We start from the raw sequence: 15649 nt of genomic DNA on the forward strand, positions 1-15649 counted from the left end.
CGGACCGCCACGTGTCGGGGTGAACCCGGCCGCCCCGCCCCGGCCGGGTTCACCCCGGCGGGCCGCCCGGCCCGTACGCCGCGCCGCCGATCCGTGCCACCAGCAGCGCCACGTCGTCCTCCGCACCCGACGGCACCATCCGGCCGATCAGCTGCTCGCAGACGCCGTGCAGCGACTCCGGCGGACGGCCGCCCAGCACGTGCAGCAGCTCGGCGAGCCGCTCGTCGATGTCCCGCCCGCGCGCCTCCACCAGGCCGTCGGTGTAGAGCACCAGCAGGCTGCCCGGTTCCAGCCGCAGCTCGGTGCTGGTGAACGGCACGCCGCCGATGCCCAGCGGCGCGCCTGCGGGCATCTCCGGCAGGTGCACGCGGCCGTCGGGGGTCACCACGGCCGGCGGCGGGTGCCCGGCCCGGGTGACCAGGCAGCGCCCCGTGACCGGATCGCACTCCGCGTACAGGAACGTCGCCAGCATCGGCTCGGCGAGGTCGGCGAGCGCGGCCTCCAGCTGCTGCAGCACCTGCACCGGCGGCAGCCCCAGCCGCGCCACCGCCCGTACGGTGCTGGACAGCCGGCCCATCACGGCCGCCGCCGCGATGCCGTGGCCCATCACGTCGCCGATCAGGAGGGCGGCCCGGCCGTCGGGCAGCGGCACCACGTCGTACCAGTCGCCGCCGACCTCGTTCACGTCCGAGGCCGCGATGTAGCGGTGCGCGATCTCGATGCCGGGCGGCGGCGTCACGTGCTGCGGCAGCATGCTGCGCTGCAGCACGAGCGCCGTGTCGTGCTCCATCGCGTAGAGCCGGGCGTTGTCGACGCACACCGCGGCCCGCGCGGCCAGCTCGCCCGCGAGGGCGACGTCCGACTCGTCGAACGGCCCGTCGCTGCTGCGGTAGAACGTCGCCACGCCCAGCACCAGGCCGCGGGCGACGAGCGGCACCATCATCAGCGCCGTCACGCCCCGGGCCCGGAGGCTGCGCACGACCGACGAGAACGGCGCCGCGACCGCGGCGGCCGTCTCGTCCAGGTCGGCGACCACGAACGGCCGGCGCCGGGAGAACGCCTGCGTGTACGGCGCCGCCGCGGGGAAGACGAACCGGTCGCCGACCGCGCCCAGCACGTCCGCCACGGGCGAGCCGGCGGCGGGCGCCTTGCCGGCACGGCGCAGCGTCGCCCCGCCGAACAGCCCGGAGACGAGGTCGCCGCCCACGTCGAACGCCTCCAGCAGGTCGACGGTCGCCGTGTCCGCGAGGCCCGGCACCGCGAAGGCGGCGAGCTCCTGCGCGGTGCGCTCCAGGTCCAGCGTGGTGCCGATCCGGGTACTGGCCTCCGCCAGCATCGCGAGCCGCCGCCGGCCGGCCTCCGCCTCCGCCCGGGCCTCCTCCTGGGCGGTGATGTCGACCAGGCAGGCGGTGATGCCCACCGGCGTGCCCTGGCCGTCCTCCAGCCGCACCCACGAGCACGACCAGACCCGGTCCGTGCCCGGGTCGGCGGCGGTGCGCCCGGTGCGGCGGAAGTCGAGCACCGGCGTGCCCGTCGCCAGCACCGTGCGCATGCGCTCCTCCATGGCGTGGGCGTTGACCGCCGGCAGCACCTCGGGCAGGGTGCGCCCCACGTGGTCGGCCTCGGCGAGCCCGTTCATCGCCTGGAGCGCCGGGTTCACCCGCACGAAGCGCAAGCGGGTGTCGAAGATGCCGATCCCGATCGGCGACCGCGCGAACAGCCCGTCCCAGACCGCCGACGAGCCCCGCACCCGCGCGGTGCTGCGCGCCTCCGCCGCGAACACCACCACCTCGGCGCCGACGGCCGCCCCGGTGCACGGCCGCGCCCAGATCTCCAGCTGCACGAACGAGCCGTCGCGGTGACGGGCGGTGACGGCGCCCATGATGCCCTGACCCGTCGCGGCCCGCTCCCACAGGGCCCGCGTCATGCCGCGGTGGACACCGGGGTGCAGCACCTCCGAGATGTGGCGGCCCACGGCCTCGTCCGCGCGGTAGCCGAGCACCAGCTGCGCCACCGCGTCCCACGCGACGATGCGGCCGTCCGCGGTGGTCGCCGCCATGGCCACCGGGACGTCGCCGATCCACCCGCCGGCGTCCCGGGCCGCGCCCGAGTCGGCGGTCACCGCCCGGATCGGCTCCGGCTGCCCGGTCGTTGACATGGTGACCCCAAGCGTTCCCAGTATCGGGCATCGGATGCCCGGCCGGCGGGGCAAGCGGGTGACGGCCGGTGCCGCTCCGGGGCCGTTCCCGGGCCGTTCTGGGGCCGTTCCTGCTGCCGTTCGCGGGGTTGTCCGCGGGGCCGGTCCGCCCCACGGGGGGTCAGCGGTCCGGTCCGGTCGGCCGGTCCGGTCGGGGTCGCGCGCGGGGGGGGGTCAGCCGGTGACGGCGACGGGGGCGTCCCAGGCGTTGCGGTCGATGGTGAGGGTGGCGCCGCCGTAGGTCTCGCGCTGGTTGACCTGGTACTGGTGGCCGCGGCGGTGGCCGGTGAAGAGTCCGGCGGCGTAGGGGAAGCTGGAGGTGGTGTCGGCGGCGCCGTCGTACTTGGCGTACCAGAGGGCCTCGGGGAGGTCGGGTTTGCCGGCGGCGGCGGCCCTGGCGATGCCGGCGGCGCTGGAGGAGGCGAAGCCGTAGAAGCCGGGCCGGTACGAGCGGGCCCTGACGGCGCGGTCGAAGGCCTGGGTGTAGGTGAGGACGGCGTCGGCGCAGGCGGTGTCGGCGGCGCTGTAGGCCTCGACGTCGAGGTAGAGGGTGCTGCCGGCCCGCATGCCCAGGGCGGAGGCCTTGGCGACGGCGTCGGCGCCGTCGGCGGTGCCGAGGGTGGCGGCGGTGGCGGCGGTGATCTTCTCGGGGCTTGAGCCGGTCTGGCAGGGCGGCTGGGCGCCGACGTAGAGGGGGATGAGCTTCCAGCCGGCGGTGCTCACGGTGCGGACCCAGGAGGCGGTGAGCTGGGGCTGGGCGCAGCCGCGGTTCCTGCCGCCGACGTAGACGGCGATCGCGCCGTACGGGGAGGTGCCGCGCCAGGCGTTCATGGTGGCGGCGGAGGGGGCGGTGCAGGTGTCGAAGGCGAGGCCGGTGAACACGCTGCCCGAGGAGGTGCCGGCCGGCCGGGCCGTGGCGGCGGCGGGGGTGCCGGCGGAGGCGGAGGGCTTCGCGGAACCCGATGCCGACGTCGATGCCGAGGCGGACGCGGAATCGGAGGCCGACGCCGACGCCGAGGCCGACACGGAGGCCGAGGCCGAGGCCGACGCCGGGGCCGGGGCGGAGACGGACGGCGAGCCGCCCGCGTCACCGGCGGCGGCGACCGCCGTCGCGCCGGAGGCGTCACCTGCCGCCGTCCCGTCCGTCGTCGCGCAGCCGCCCAGGGCCAGCCCCCCGGCCAGCAGCAGGCAGGCGGCGGACAGGGCGGCGGTGCGCCGCTCACGGAGAAGGCCGTCGGCCACGGGGGTCCTCGCAGGGGGAAGGGGCAGTGCCGACACGCGGTACCGATCGGACTGCGGATCGTTCGGACTGCATGGATATCACCCTGCGCCGCCCACGGTCCGACCCGGGGTGACGGCTGCCGCACCGGAGGCGGCACCACCGCGGCAGCCCTCCCGCCGCCCGGCAGGCGCGCCGCATCTGAGTACGGCTACTCAGGCGCGCCCGACCGCTCCACCACTACCGTGACGGGCGTCGCCGGCGTCGGACAGGGGGTGCGGATGGACAGCACCGACAAGCCGGAACGGGCCGGGGTCTGGATCGTCCTCGCCGTCGGACTGGGCTGGGCCGCCGTCATGGCGGGCTACGTCCTGTGCCTGGTGGCGGCGGTCGGGTAGCCCCGGACCGGCACACCGGTCGGCCGCACCGGTCGGCCCGGCGAGCAGCTCCAGCACCCCCGAGAGGCTCGGACTCGTCGCCGTGCTCGTCCTCCCGCAGCACCAGCACTCCGCCCCGCCGCCCGCCCAGGTGACCTCGCAGCCGGTGCAGGCGAAGTGCCGCCGCCGGGCCGGACTCGCCCACGGATCGGTGTGCACGGGCGGCACCGCGACATGCTCGGCCGACCGGGACGGGAACGACCGCTGACGGACCGTGCGCACGGGCATGGGCGGGGATCTCCTCGGCGGCGGACGGACGACGGGGCACCCCGGCCGAGGACCTGCACCGGGACGGCCCGCCGCGCGGACCGGGCGCGGCGGCCCTCCCGCTCGCGGCGTACCGCGCACCGTAACACCTGCAGGCCCGGCAGCCGAGAAGGTGCGCGACCCGCGGGCCGACCCCGCGGGCCGACCCCGCGGTCCGACCCCGCCCGGACGGTGCCCGCCCGGCGCCGCCCGGCGGCCTGCGACCGGCCTGCCCGGGGTCCGGCGCGGCGGCGCGCCCGCAGGCTACGATCGGTGCCGTGGCCCAGGACCCCTCATGCCCCGCCCCCTCCGCCGGTACGGACGGCGGCAGTTCGCTGCTCTCGCTCTGGTCGAGGGCGTCCGTGCTCTCGATCGGCTCGGTGGGCTCCGTCCTCTCCGTCGGTTCCGTCGGGTCGGTGCTCTCGATCGGCTCGGCCGGTTCGGCGCTCTCCGTCGGTTCGGCCGGCTCCTGGCTGAGCTCGGGCTCGCTGCTGTCCGCCTGCTCGCACCTCTCCGTGCTGTCCTGGCGCTCCTCGCGCGGCGTGATGGCGGCGGGCGTGGTCGCCGCCGTGGCGGGCACCGCACTGGTGGGCGGCCGCCGCCGGCGCGCCGCACGGTAGTCCGTCGGCCCGGCGGGCTCCCGTCCGGTCAGGACCCGCGGGCCGCACCGCGCCGGACGGTACGGCAGGTGTATCTGACATGTCCCGATCCGCCGTGTTCACCGCCGGGTCGGCCGGTGTTCGCGGCGGTGGCCTACGGTGCCGAGGGTGCCGAGGGTGCCGGACGGCCCCGGAGCCGCCCGCCGCCCCGACACCCGCTGCAGGAAGGTGGACATGCGCTCCCTCCCGACCCGGCACCTGAATCCCGCCCGCTTCCGGCGGGTCCTCGCGCTCGCCGCCGTGACGGCCCTGCTCGCCGCGTTCACGGCCGTCACCTCGGCCGACCGGGCCGTCGCGGCGGACCGCTCCGCGTTCGACTCCGTCGACCAGTTCATCGGCACGCAGAACGACGCCGCCCAGAACAAGGGCAACAGCGCGTACGGCAACACGTGGCCCGGTGCGACCCTGCCGTTCGGGATGGTGCAGTTCACCCCGACCACGTACAACTCCAAGGGCACCGGCAACTGGGGCGGTTACGAGTACGACGCCGACCGGCTGCGCGGCTTCGGGCTGACCCGGCTCTCCGGCACCGGCTGCGCCGGAGCCAACGGGGCCTTCGACATCCCCGTGCTGCCGTACACCGGCGCGCCGACCCCGGGCGGAGGGCTGCCCGTCTCGCCCGCCGACCGCATCACCGACTACTACCCGGGCTTCTCGCACACCGGCGAGCAGGCCCGGCCCGGCTACTACTCCGTCGCCCTCGGCAACGGCGTCGGCGTCTCCCTCACCGCGACCACCCGCACCGGCGTCGCCTCCTTCACCTTCCCGCAGGGCGGCGCTTCCTCGATGCTGCTCTTCGACGTGGCCGGCTCCAACAACGGCTCCACCGCCAACGCGGTGACCGTGCAGGGCAGTACGGTCTCCGGCTGGACCCAGACCCGGACGGTCTGCAACGGCGGCAGCTACCGCATCCACTTCTCCGCCACCTTCGACACCGCACCGACCGGCTCCGGCACCTGGAGCGGCTCCACCGTCACCCCCGGCGGCACCTCGGCCACGTCCGCCACCGCCCACGGAGCGGGCGCCTTCGTCCGCTTCCCGGTCGGCTCCACCGTCACCGCGAGGATCGGCATCTCGTACGTCAGCACCGACGGCGCGGCCCGCAACGCCGCCACCGAGACCGCCGGCCGCAGCTTCGCCGAACTCCGCGCCCAGGCAGCCTCCGTGTGGACCTCCGCACTCCACACCGCCGAGGTCACCGGCGGCACCACCGCCGCCCGCACCGTCTTCTGCACCGCGCTCTACCACGCGCTGCTGCACCCCAACACGTACGAGGACACCGACGGCCGCTACCTCGGATTCGACGGCACGGTGCGCCAGGTGCGGCCCGGCCACCACGAGTACGCCACCTACTCCAGCTGGGACACCTCCCGCGGGCAGGCCCAACTCGTCGCGCTGCTCCTCCCGAAGGTCGCCTCCGACATCAACCAGTCGATCACCGACCTGGCCACCCAGACCGGCCGGTGGCCCAACTGGCCCCACAACGGCGTCTCGCAGCAGAAGATGAGCGGCGACGGCCTGCAGGTCGTGCTCAGCTCCGCCGACGCCTTCGGCAGCACCGACTACGACCGCCGGGCCGCCCTCGCCTCGATGGCCGCCACCCAGACCCTCCCCGCGACCGCCACCAACCGCCCCTACCTGCTGCAGTACGCGGGCCTCGGCTGGGCCGAGAACCGCAACGGCGACAACGCCACCTCCAAGACCCTGGAGTACGCGGTCGACGACTTCGCGATCGCCCGCCTCGCCGACCGCCTCGGCGACCCGGCGACCCGCGCCGCCTTCATGGCCCGCGCCCAGAACTGGCAGAACCTCCTCGACCCGGTGACCGGCGAGATCCGCCCCCGCAGCCGCAGCGGCTTCGACCGCGCCTTCGACCTCACCACCCGCGGCGACCAGTTCGAGCAGTCCACCGGCATCCAGTACGGCTGGATGGTGCCGCACAACACGGCGGCCCTGATCGCCCGCCGCGGCGGAACCGCCGCCGCCACCGCCGCGCTCGACACGTTCTTCACCGCCCTCGACGCCGGCGTGTACAACACCCCGTACGCGTACCTCAGCAACGAGGCCGACCTGCAGACCCCGTGGATCTACAACTGGCTGCGGCAGCCCGCCAGGGCCACGGACGTGCTGCGCCGCACGGCCGACCAGCTCTACACCACCGCGCCGACCGGCCTGCCCGGCAACGACGACCTCGGCGGCCTCTCCGCCTGGTACGTCTGGGCCGCCACCGGCCTGTTCCCGTCGATCCCCGGCACCGCCGAACTCTCCGTCTCCGCACCGATGTTCGCCCACATCGAGATCCACCCCGCCGACACCGCCCGGAGCATCGTCATCGACGCGCCGGGCATCGGCCCCACCGCCCCGTACATCCGCACGATGGCCGTCGACGGCACCGCCACCACCGCCTCCTGGCTGCCCGAGTCCTTCGCCCGCACCGGCGGCCGGATCACCTACACCACCGCTGCCACGCCCGGCACCTGGGGCACCGGGCCCGACGACGCGCCGCCCTCCTACGGCGAGGGCACCGACGCGTACAACGGCACCGGCACCACGGAGGACGGCGCCGGCAACACCGGCACCCTCGACGCGACCGGCCACAGCCTGCCGCGCTCCGACCTGCGCGCCGCCGGCGCCACCCCGGGCGCGACCCTCCGACTCGGCACCACCGGCGTCGAGTTCACCTGGCCGGGCGCCGCCCCCGGCCAGGCCGACCACTGGGTGCCGCACGGCCAGGCCGTCGCCATGGGCTCCGTCGCCGCCCGCAGCATCGCGTTCCTCGGCCTCGCCACCAACGGCCCCGCCCAGGGCACCGCCACCGTCCTCTACACCGACGGCACCGCCGTCGACGTACCCGTCGGGCTCACCGACTGGACACCGGGCACCACCTACCGGTTCGGCAACGTCCCGCTGCTCACCACCACCGGCCGCAACCTCGCCGACGGCACCCGGGACACCACCGCGGCGAAGGTCCTCGCCACCGCACCCGTCGCCCTCGACCCGGCGAAGCGGGTCGCGACGGTCCTCCTGCCGAAGGGCACCGACCAGGGCGTGATGCACATCTTCGCCGTCGGCCTCGCCCGGTGACGCGGTGACCCGGTGACGCCGTGACGCCGTGACCCGATGGTGTCGTGATCCGGTGGCGCGGTGACCCGGTCGGCGCCGTCGGTGCCCGGCGGCACCGGCGGCGCCGACCGGTACTACAGTGACCGGTCGGAAGATCACGCAGGAGGCGACCGGTGCACACACCAGCGACGTTCGGCATCATCGGCAGCGGCTGGCGCGCCGGGTTCTTCGCCAGGCTGGCCGCCCTGCTGCCCGACAGGCTGACGCTCGTCGGCGCGGCCGTCCGGCGCCCCGAGGCCGCCGAGGAGGTCCGCCGCACCTGGGGCGTACCGGCCCACCTCACCCCGGCGGAGCTCGTCCGCGCGACCCGCCCCGACTTCGTCGTCAGCGCGGTGCCGTGGGCCGTCAACGCGGCCGTCGTCGCCGAGGCCGTCGAGGCCGGCACCAGGGTCCTCTCCGAGACGCCCCCGGCCCCCGACCTCGACGGGCTGCGCACCCTCTGGGCACGGGTCGGCGACCGGCAGGCCGTCCAGGTCGCCGAGCAGTACCTGCTGATGCCCGGCCACGCCGCCCGCCGGGCCGTCGTCGAACGCGGCACGATCGGCACGCCGACCTCCGTCCAGGTGTCCTCCACCCACGGCTACCACGCGGTCTCGATGATCCGCGGACTGCTCGGCGCCGGGTTCGAACCCGTCACCGTCCGGGCGAGCCGCCACACCGCGCCGCTCGTCGACCCGCTGACCCGCGCGGGCTGGACCGGTGACGACACGCCCCGGCCCGCGACCACGACCCTCGCCACCCTCGACTTCGGCGGCCCCTCCGGCCTGTACGACTTCACCGACAACCAGTGGCACAACCGGCTGCGCCTGCGCCGCATCGTCGTCCGCGGCAGCCACGGCGAGATCGCCGACGACACCGTCGTCCGCCTCGCCGCACCGCGGACCGTCCTCACCTCGACCCTGCACCGCTCCCAACTCGGCCACGACCTCAACCTCGACGGCCACGACACCGAACACATCGCCCTCGACGGCGAGGTCGTCTACCGCAACCCCTTCGTCGGACTGCGGCTGATGGACGAGGAGATCGCGATCGCCTCGTTGCTCCTCGCCACCGCCGCCTGGGCCCGCGACGAGGGCCCCGCGCCGTACCCGCTCGCCGACGGCTGCCAGGACCACCTGATCGGCCTCGCCATCGACGAGGCCGCGGCCGGCGGCGGCACGGTCGTCACCTCCACGGAGGCCTGGGCCCGCTGACCGGGCCGTTCGGTGCAAGCCGGCCACGGCGGCACCGCGGGTGGCCTACGCTGACGCCGTGCCGGTGACGGCCGACCGCCCGACCGTCCGACCGCCGGACCCGCCCGTGCCGCCGGACGCCGTGCCGCCGGACGACGCCCCGCCAGGAGATGCCGTGCACCAGGACCCCCGCGCAACTCCGCCGTACGGCAGCGCCGTTCCGGGCCCGGGCGTACGACGGCTGCTCGGCACGGCCGCGCCCGCGGCCGGCGGCTGCGCCGTCTGCGACGGCCCGCTCGACCCGCGCCGGGACGACCCGGTGCCCGGCGTCCTCGTCGACGGGCCCACCGGTGCGCAGCACCGCGCCCTGCACACCCATCCGGCGTGCGCCCCGAGCCGGGTGTGGGCGCCGACCCAGCTCGACGCCGCCCGGGTGGGGGCGGGCCGGGCCCCGGTGGGCGGGCCGGTGACGCCCGACGACCGGCCGCGCGCCGAGGACGCGCTCGTACCCGCGATGTCCGGCGGGCCCGGCCACGTCCGGCCCGCCGCCGTCCACCACCCCGGCGGGCCGTACCCGCACGGCCTCCTCGGCCACCTCGCCGACCGCCTCACCGAGGGCCTGCCCCCGCTCGACATCACCGGGGCCGTACCCGCCGAGGACCTCCCCGGCTGGACGGTGCACGTGGCCTCCGGCCGCATCCACGCCGTCACCTACGACCACGGCGCGGCCTTCTGGTGGGCCAGGCCCGGCGGCGTCGCCACCTCGCGCGAGTGGCGGCGCGCCGCGCACACGACCGGGGTGGTCTGGTTCGTGGTGCTGCCCGGCGGCGAGGACACGATCGCGCCGGGCGACACGGCCGCGCTCGGCCGGGCCGTCCGCGACGGACTCGTCCTCGGCGGCATCGCCCGGCTGAGCGGCACCGTGTACTGAGCGGCACCGTGTACCGACCGGCACCGTGTACCGACCGGCACCGTGTACCGACCGGATCGCGGCCGCCCCCGCGGGGGCGGCGCTCAGCTGCCGTGCCAGGTGCGCCAGAGCGCGGCGTAGGTGCCGTCGGCGGCCACCAGGTCGTCGTGGGTGCCGAGTTCGGTGATGACACCGCCGTCGACGACGGCGATCCGGTCGGCGTCCCGTGCGGTCCGGAGCCGGTGCGCGACGGAGACGACCGTACGACCCTCCAGCGCGGCGGCGAGGGCGCGTTCGGCCCGGTGGGCGGTCGCGGGGTCGAGCAGCGCGGTGGCCTCGTCGAGGACGAGGGTGCGCGGGTCGGCGAGCAGCACCCGGGCCAGGGCGAGCTGTTGGGCCTGGCCGCCGTCCGGGCGGTACGCGGTGCCGCCGAGCCGGGTGTCGAGGCCGTCCGGCAACTCGGCGGCCCAGTCGGCGCCGACGGTGGCGAGGGCGTCGCGGAGCCGGTCGTCGCCGGCCTCCGGTGCGCCGATCAGCAGGTTGCCGCGCAGGGTGTCCTGGAAGACGTGGTGCTCCTGGGTGACGAGCACGACCTCCCGGCGCCGTTGCCCGGCCGGCAGTGCGGCGACGGGTGTGCCGTCGACGGTGACCGTGCCCGTGGTGGGCGCGTCGACACCGGCGAGCAGCCGGCCGAGGGTCGACTTGCCCGCACCGGACGGCCCCACGACGGCGAGCCGTTCGCCGGGCCGGACCTCCAGGTCGACACCGTGCAGCACGTCCGCGCGGCCCGGATGGTGGTGGTGCACCCCGGAGACACGGATCCGCCCGCCGCCCGTTCCCGGCTCCGCCCCGGGGGCCGCCTGCCCGGCTGCGGTGCCCCTCGTCGCGTCCGGGGCCGCGCCGATGTCGGCGAGGCCTTCGAGCCGGGCGAACGAAGCCCCGGCGGACTGCAGTTGCTCCGCCCACTGCAGCAGCGTGTCGAGCGGCGCGTCGAGTTGGCGTACGTACAGGGCGGCGGCGACGACCGTGCCCAGGGTGACGGCGCCCCGGTCGAGCAGGACGCCGCCGGCGAGCAGCACGCACACCACCGGCAGCACGTACGCGACCTCGACGGTGGGGAAGAGCACGGTGCGCAGCCGCAGGGTGCGCAGCCGGGTGCGGCGGGCGGCGTCGACGGCGTGCTCGGCGGCCTCGTGGCGGGACTGCCGGAGTGCGAGCGCCTCCGTGGTGCGGGCGCCGGCGGCGTTGGCGGTGATCACCTCGGCGAGTTCCGCGGTGGCGTCGGCCTCGGTGAGGTACGCGGCGCGGGCACGGCGGAGGTACCACCGCAGGACGACCGCGAAGAGCAGGAGACAGGTGAGGCCGGAGAGGCCGAGCAGCGGGTCGAGGAGGACGACCGCACCGACGAGGAGCACGGTCTGCACGGTGGCGACGAACACGGCGGGCACCGCGTCGCGCAGGGTGGTGGCGACGGTGTCGACGTCCTCGGTGCCGCGGGTGACGAGGTCGCCGGTGGTGGCGTGTCCGGCGGTAGCGGCGGGCAGTGCCAGGACACGTTCGAGGAAGCGTTCCCGTACCCGTGCGGCGGCCCGCTCACCGAACCCCGCTCCCAGCAGGAGTGCGTGGCGGGAGAGCAGGATCCGGGCGGCGGTGGCGGCGGCGACGGCAAGGGCGAGCCGGTCGACGGCGGCCACGGCGGACGGGCCGGGCGCCGACCGGACGGTGTCCACGACGAGGCCGAGCAGGCGCGGGCCGACGAGCCCGGCGGCCGCGGCGAGGGTGTCGAGCACGACGACGGCGGCGACGGCGCGGCGGTCGGCCCGCAGTTCGGCCCAGGCGGCGCGGCGCACCTGCCGACGGCCCGCGACGGGCAGGGCGCGGCTCATCGGACGGCCTCGCCGTCCCGGTCGGCGCCGCGCGCGGCGAGGACGCGGCGGTCCGCCCGGTCAGAGGGTCCGGGACGGCCGCCCGCTGCCGGTGCCCCGTGCGTGCCGGGAGCGGCGGCCCGGCCGTCGACCAGGTGGACGACCGTGTCGGCCTGCGCCAGCACGAACGGCGAGGTGCTGGCGACGACCGTGGTCAGGCCGGCGCGGGCGGCGCGCAGCCGGCGGGCCATCACGGCCTCGGTGTGGGCGTCGACCGCGGAGGTCGGCTCGACGGCCAGCAGGACCTCCGGTGCGGCGCAGAGCGCGCGGGCCATCCGCAGCCGTTGCCGCTGACCGCCGGAGAGGCTCCCGCCGCGGCCGGCGAGCACCGTGCCGAGACCGTCCGGCAGGGTGTCGGGGACGTCGTCGGCGGCCGCGGCGTGCAGGGCGGCCCGGACGGCGTCGTCCCCGGCGCCGGTGCGGCCGGCCACGGTGGCCCGGAGCGTGTCGGTGAAGAGGTCGGCGTCGTGGTCGGCGACGAGCACCCGGGCGCGGAAGGAACGGGTGGCGATCGTGTCCAGCCGCACGCCGCCCCAGGTGGCGTCGGAGGCGGTGAACCGGCCGAGGCGTTCGACGACGGCCGCGGCGTCGGCCGGGCGCGCGCCGGTGAGCACGGTGAGCCGGCCGGGCTCGATCACGACACCGGAGACCGGGTCGTGCAGCCGGGCCGGACCGTCGGGCCCGGGCCCGTCCGGTGCGGGCCCGGCGTCCAGCGCGAGGAACGCGGTCACGCGCCGGGCGGCGACCAGCCCCCGGGCGAGCCGGGAGCCGCCCGAGACGAGCAGCGCCATCGGGACGGCCAGCACGGCGACGTACCCGAAGACGGCGACCAGGCCGCCGATCGTGAGCGACCCCTCGGCGACCATCCGGGCCCCGAGCCAGGTGACGGCGGCGAGGAACAGTGCGGGCAGGCCGCTGCCGAGCGCCCCCACCCAGCTGGCCACCGCCCCCACCCGCTGCCCCTCGGTGCGGAGTGCGGCCGACTCCCGGCGGTAGCGGGCGGCGTGCACCTCCTTGCCGCCGAGGCCGTCGAGCACCGGCAGGCCGGTGACGACGTCCACCAGGTGCGCCGTCAGGGCGCCCTGCCGGGTCCGGTACCCGTCGCCGGCCCGGTGCAGCCGGCCCAGCAGCGGACCGACCACGACGCCCACCAGCGGCACCCCGGCGACGACGACGAGCGCCAGCAGCACCGACTCGCGGAGCAGCAGGCCGGCGACCGCGGCGTACGCGACGACGGCGCCGATGCCGGGCCCGGCGACGGCCATCGCCTGGGCGATCGTGCGGACGTCGCCCATCCCGACCGCCACCACCTCGCCGGCCGTGACCCGCTGCGGCAGGGCCGCGCCGAGCCGCAGCGTCTGCTCCGTCACCGCGCGCGCGGTGCGGAAGGTGACGTCCATCCGCACCAGGGTGGTCGTACGGTGCTGTGCCGCGGCCAGCAGCGCGCCGGCGGCGCCGGTGGCCAGGATCGCCGCCGTCCACGTGAGGAGGGCACGGCGGTCACCCGTGGCGAGGCCGTCGTCGACGGCGCGCGCGAGGAGGTACGGGGGGAGTGCGAGGCCGGCCGTCCACGCACTGCCGAGCAGCGATTCGAGGGCGATCCGGCGGCGCTGACGGGAGACCAGCCAGAGCAGGAACGGCACCGGGCCCCGGATGTCCGCAGGTCGGGGCGGTGTGAAGGCGGCTGGCACGGGCAGGCCTATCGGGGGGAGGCGGGCGGGGGCCAAGGATTATGCCACCGCCCGCGGCCGCTGCCGGACGTGGCCCGGGGGCACGGCCCCTCCCGGTGTCCGCCCGGCCGCCTATCGTGGTCGGAGGGCGGTGCGCGTGGGGCGCGCCGCCGAGGGGGAGGGGACCGGCGTGCTGTATCTCGGCGTGCTCGCAGTCGTTGTCGTGTTCTGTGCGGTCATGGCGGTCAGGGCCGCCGGCCTCGCACGCCGGGTCGGACGGCTCCGCAAGGCCATGAGGGCGCTCGCGGAGCGCCCCGGCTGGGAGCTGACGTACCGGTTCCGCGAGCCGGGCGGTTCGCACCAGCGGCACTACCCGTGGATGCGCGCCGGCTGCCACGCGGTCCTGACGGCCGCCGAGGGCCACCGGGCCGAGGCGACGGTGCTCGTCAGGAAGCACGAACGGGACGACGAGTACTGGCTCGCGGTGGTCTACCCGCTGCCGGAGGCCTGCCGGCACCTGCGGCTGGAGCGCGGCTGGAGCGCCGCCGCGGTCGGCGTCCGTTCGATCGGGCCCGGCCCGTACCTGCCGCTCGCCGACGACGTGCCCGCGCTGGACGCCCGGCTGGAGGGCACCGACCTGGTGGAACGCCTCCTCCACGCGGGCGCCCCGGCCGTGTCGGTGATCGGCGACGAGGCCTGCTTCCTCTACCAGCCGCTGCCCGAGGGCACCGACCTCGCCCGGTACCTCGACGAGCTGGCCGCCCTGCTGCCGGCCGTCATGGCGACCGCGCTGCCGCTGCCCGCCGGCGAGGAGGCCGACGGGCCCGGCGCCTGACCTTCGTCCGGCGGCCCGGCGGGGCCGCCGGACGGGGCCGTCGCGGCCCGGCCGGGGCGTTCAGCGGAAGGTGACCAGGTCGCTGCGCCCCCGGCCGTGCAGGTACGCGTGGTCGTTGAAGCTCAGCAGGTGCGCGCCCCGGCGTCCGACCACGACCGTGGTGACCGAGGCGTTGACGGTGATCCGGTTGAGGGCGACGAAACCGCCGGGTCCGGGGCCGAGCAGGCTCGCGCAGATCGCCGCGACGACCCCGCCGGAGGTGAAGACGAGGCCGCTCTCGCCGCTCGCGAGCCGGCCGGCGAGGTCGTCGAGCGCCGCCCGCGCGCCGTCGCGGAACTCCGGCCAGCTGCCGTCGGGGTCCTGCGCCCACCGGGTGAGGGCGGTGTCCAGCCGTTCCTGGAAGCCGGGGCCGTGCGCCACCCCGTCGAGCAGCGCCAGGTGGTCGTACTCGTTCCAGCGCCGGTCCTTGACGGCGGGCAGGGCGAGACCGGCCGCGGCGGCGGCGATCGCCGCGGTGTCGCGCTGGCGGACGAGCGTGCCCGTGCTGATCGCGGTGACCCGGCCCTGCCGGCGGTGCAGTTCGCCGCCGAGCAGGCGGGCCTGTTCGCGGCCGAGGTCGCTGAGCACGTCGTAGTCGGCGGCGTGGGCGGAGGCCTGGCCGTGCCGGAGCAGGTGGACGGTCGGCACGCGTCAGCCCGTCCCTGCGGTGCGGCGGGACGGTTCCTCGGCGGTGCGGACGGCCATGCGGGGCTCCTTACCCGTGGGTACGACGGGCTTTGTACCGCACCCGGCCCGCCACCGGCAACCGTCGCAGGCCCGGGCGCCGGACGGTCCGGGCCCGCCCCACCGGGCGGGACGGCCCGCACCGTCACTGCCGCTTCTCCAGCCCGATGGCGTCGCGCAGCGCCTCGTGGGCCGGTCCCGGCCGGCCCTCCTGCTGTTCGAGCATCGCGGCGGCGATGGCGTCCAGTTTCCGCTGGAGGGCGTGCTCGGCGCGGCGTTCGGAGTTCGTGAGCAGCGACAGCAGCAGCAGCGCCACCGCCGACATGGTCTCGCCCACGAAGATCTGCCAGGCGAGCGGCACCGGCACCAGGTGCACCACGACGAACGCGCCGACGAGCAGCACGCACAGCACGTTGAACGCGGGCGAGCCGGTGAAGTTCGAGACCGCCTCCGCCAGATGGCCGAAGCGGCTCCTGCCCTTCCCTCCCGACTCGGCGGGGTGCCGGACCTTCACGGACGCGCTCCTTCCCGGC

General features: G+C 76.6%; 12 protein-coding genes. 6 read left to right on the forward strand and 6 right to left on the reverse strand.

Annotated elements, in window-relative coordinates; all coding sequences use genetic code 11:
• Positions 1-49 precede the first annotated feature (49 nt).
• Both SNE206_RS18290 and SNE206_RS18295 read right to left on the reverse strand, forming a co-directional pair.
• Complete coding sequence (locus SNE206_RS18290) at positions 50-2158, reverse strand: SpoIIE family protein phosphatase (protein WP_407914460.1); 2109 nt, start codon at positions 2156-2158, stop codon at positions 50-52.
• 213 nt (positions 2159-2371) lie between these two features.
• Positions 2372-3439, reverse strand: coding sequence for a glycoside hydrolase domain-containing protein (locus SNE206_RS18295; protein ID WP_407914461.1), 1068 nt, complete (start codon positions 3437-3439; stop codon positions 2372-2374).
• Between the two features lie 457 nt (positions 3440-3896).
• On the opposite strand from SNE206_RS18295, the gene SNE206_RS18300 reads away from it, so the two are divergent.
• The 5 genes from SNE206_RS18300 (at position 3897) to SNE206_RS18320 (ending at position 9984) form a co-directional block, all read left to right on the forward strand.
• Positions 3897-4061, forward strand: coding sequence for a hypothetical protein (locus tag SNE206_RS18300; protein WP_407914462.1), 165 nt, complete (start codon positions 3897-3899; stop codon positions 4059-4061).
• A 316-nt stretch (positions 4062-4377) separates the two neighbouring features.
• Positions 4378-4719: a hypothetical protein gene (locus SNE206_RS18305; protein ID WP_407914463.1), complete on the forward strand. Its 342-nt coding sequence runs from the start codon at positions 4378-4380 to the stop codon at positions 4717-4719.
• Between the two features lie 213 nt (positions 4720-4932).
• A complete protein-coding gene (locus SNE206_RS18310; protein ID WP_407914464.1) occupies positions 4933-7842 on the forward strand; it encodes a GH92 family glycosyl hydrolase in 2910 nt (969 codons plus the stop codon).
• A 152-nt stretch (positions 7843-7994) separates the two neighbouring features.
• The gene (locus SNE206_RS18315) at positions 7995-9074 is read left to right on the forward strand and encodes a Gfo/Idh/MocA family oxidoreductase (protein ID WP_407914465.1); all 1080 of its coding nucleotides are present in this window, start codon (positions 7995-7997) and stop codon (positions 9072-9074) included.
• Between the two features lie 154 nt (positions 9075-9228).
• Entirely contained in the window at positions 9229-9984 is a 756-nt protein-coding gene (locus tag SNE206_RS18320; protein WP_407914466.1) for a hypothetical protein, read from the forward strand.
• 83 nt (positions 9985-10067) lie between these two features.
• On the opposite strand, the gene SNE206_RS18325 is transcribed toward SNE206_RS18320, so the two are convergent.
• Positions 10068-11849: an ABC transporter ATP-binding protein gene (locus SNE206_RS18325; protein WP_407914467.1), complete on the reverse strand. Its 1782-nt coding sequence runs from the start codon at positions 11847-11849 to the stop codon at positions 10068-10070.
• A complete protein-coding gene (locus SNE206_RS18330; RefSeq protein ID WP_407914468.1) occupies positions 11846-13531 on the reverse strand; it encodes an ABC transporter transmembrane domain-containing protein in 1686 nt (561 codons plus the stop codon). Before SNE206_RS18330 ends, SNE206_RS18325 begins: the two co-directional genes overlap by 4 nt.
• 265 nt (positions 13532-13796) lie before the next feature.
• Between SNE206_RS18330 and SNE206_RS18335 the strand changes: the two genes are divergently transcribed.
• Complete coding sequence (locus tag SNE206_RS18335; RefSeq protein WP_407914469.1) at positions 13797-14393, forward strand: hypothetical protein; 597 nt, start codon at positions 13797-13799, stop codon at positions 14391-14393.
• Between the two features lie 60 nt (positions 14394-14453).
• Here the strand turns inward: SNE206_RS18335 and SNE206_RS18340 are convergent, their stop codons facing one another.
• The gene (locus SNE206_RS18340; protein WP_407914470.1) at positions 14454-15080 is read right to left on the reverse strand and encodes a histidine phosphatase family protein; all 627 of its coding nucleotides are present in this window, start codon (positions 15078-15080) and stop codon (positions 14454-14456) included.
• A gap of 181 nt (positions 15081-15261) precedes the next feature.
• Positions 15262-15630, reverse strand: coding sequence for a hypothetical protein (locus tag SNE206_RS18345; protein ID WP_407914471.1), 369 nt, complete (start codon positions 15628-15630; stop codon positions 15262-15264).
• Between the last annotated feature and the right edge of the window lie 19 nt (positions 15631-15649).

This window comes from Kitasatospora sp. NE20-6 (genome assembly GCF_045862635.1).

Excerpts from the sequence above, each read along its gene's own strand:
- SNE206_RS18310 (WP_407914464.1), top strand. The coding sequence starts at position 4,933 with ATGCGCTCCCTCCCGACCCGGCACCTGAATCCCGCCCGCTTCCGGCGG.
- SNE206_RS18335 (WP_407914469.1), top strand. The coding sequence starts at position 13,797 with ATGGCGGTCAGGGCCGCCGGCCTCGCACGCCGGGTCGGACGGCTCCGC.
- SNE206_RS18290 (WP_407914460.1), bottom strand. The coding sequence starts at position 2,158 with ATGTCAACGACCGGGCAGCCGGAGCCGATCCGGGCGGTGACCGCCGAC.
- SNE206_RS18325 (WP_407914467.1), bottom strand. The coding sequence starts at position 11,849 with ATGAGCCGCGCCCTGCCCGTCGCGGGCCGTCGGCAGGTGCGCCGCGCC.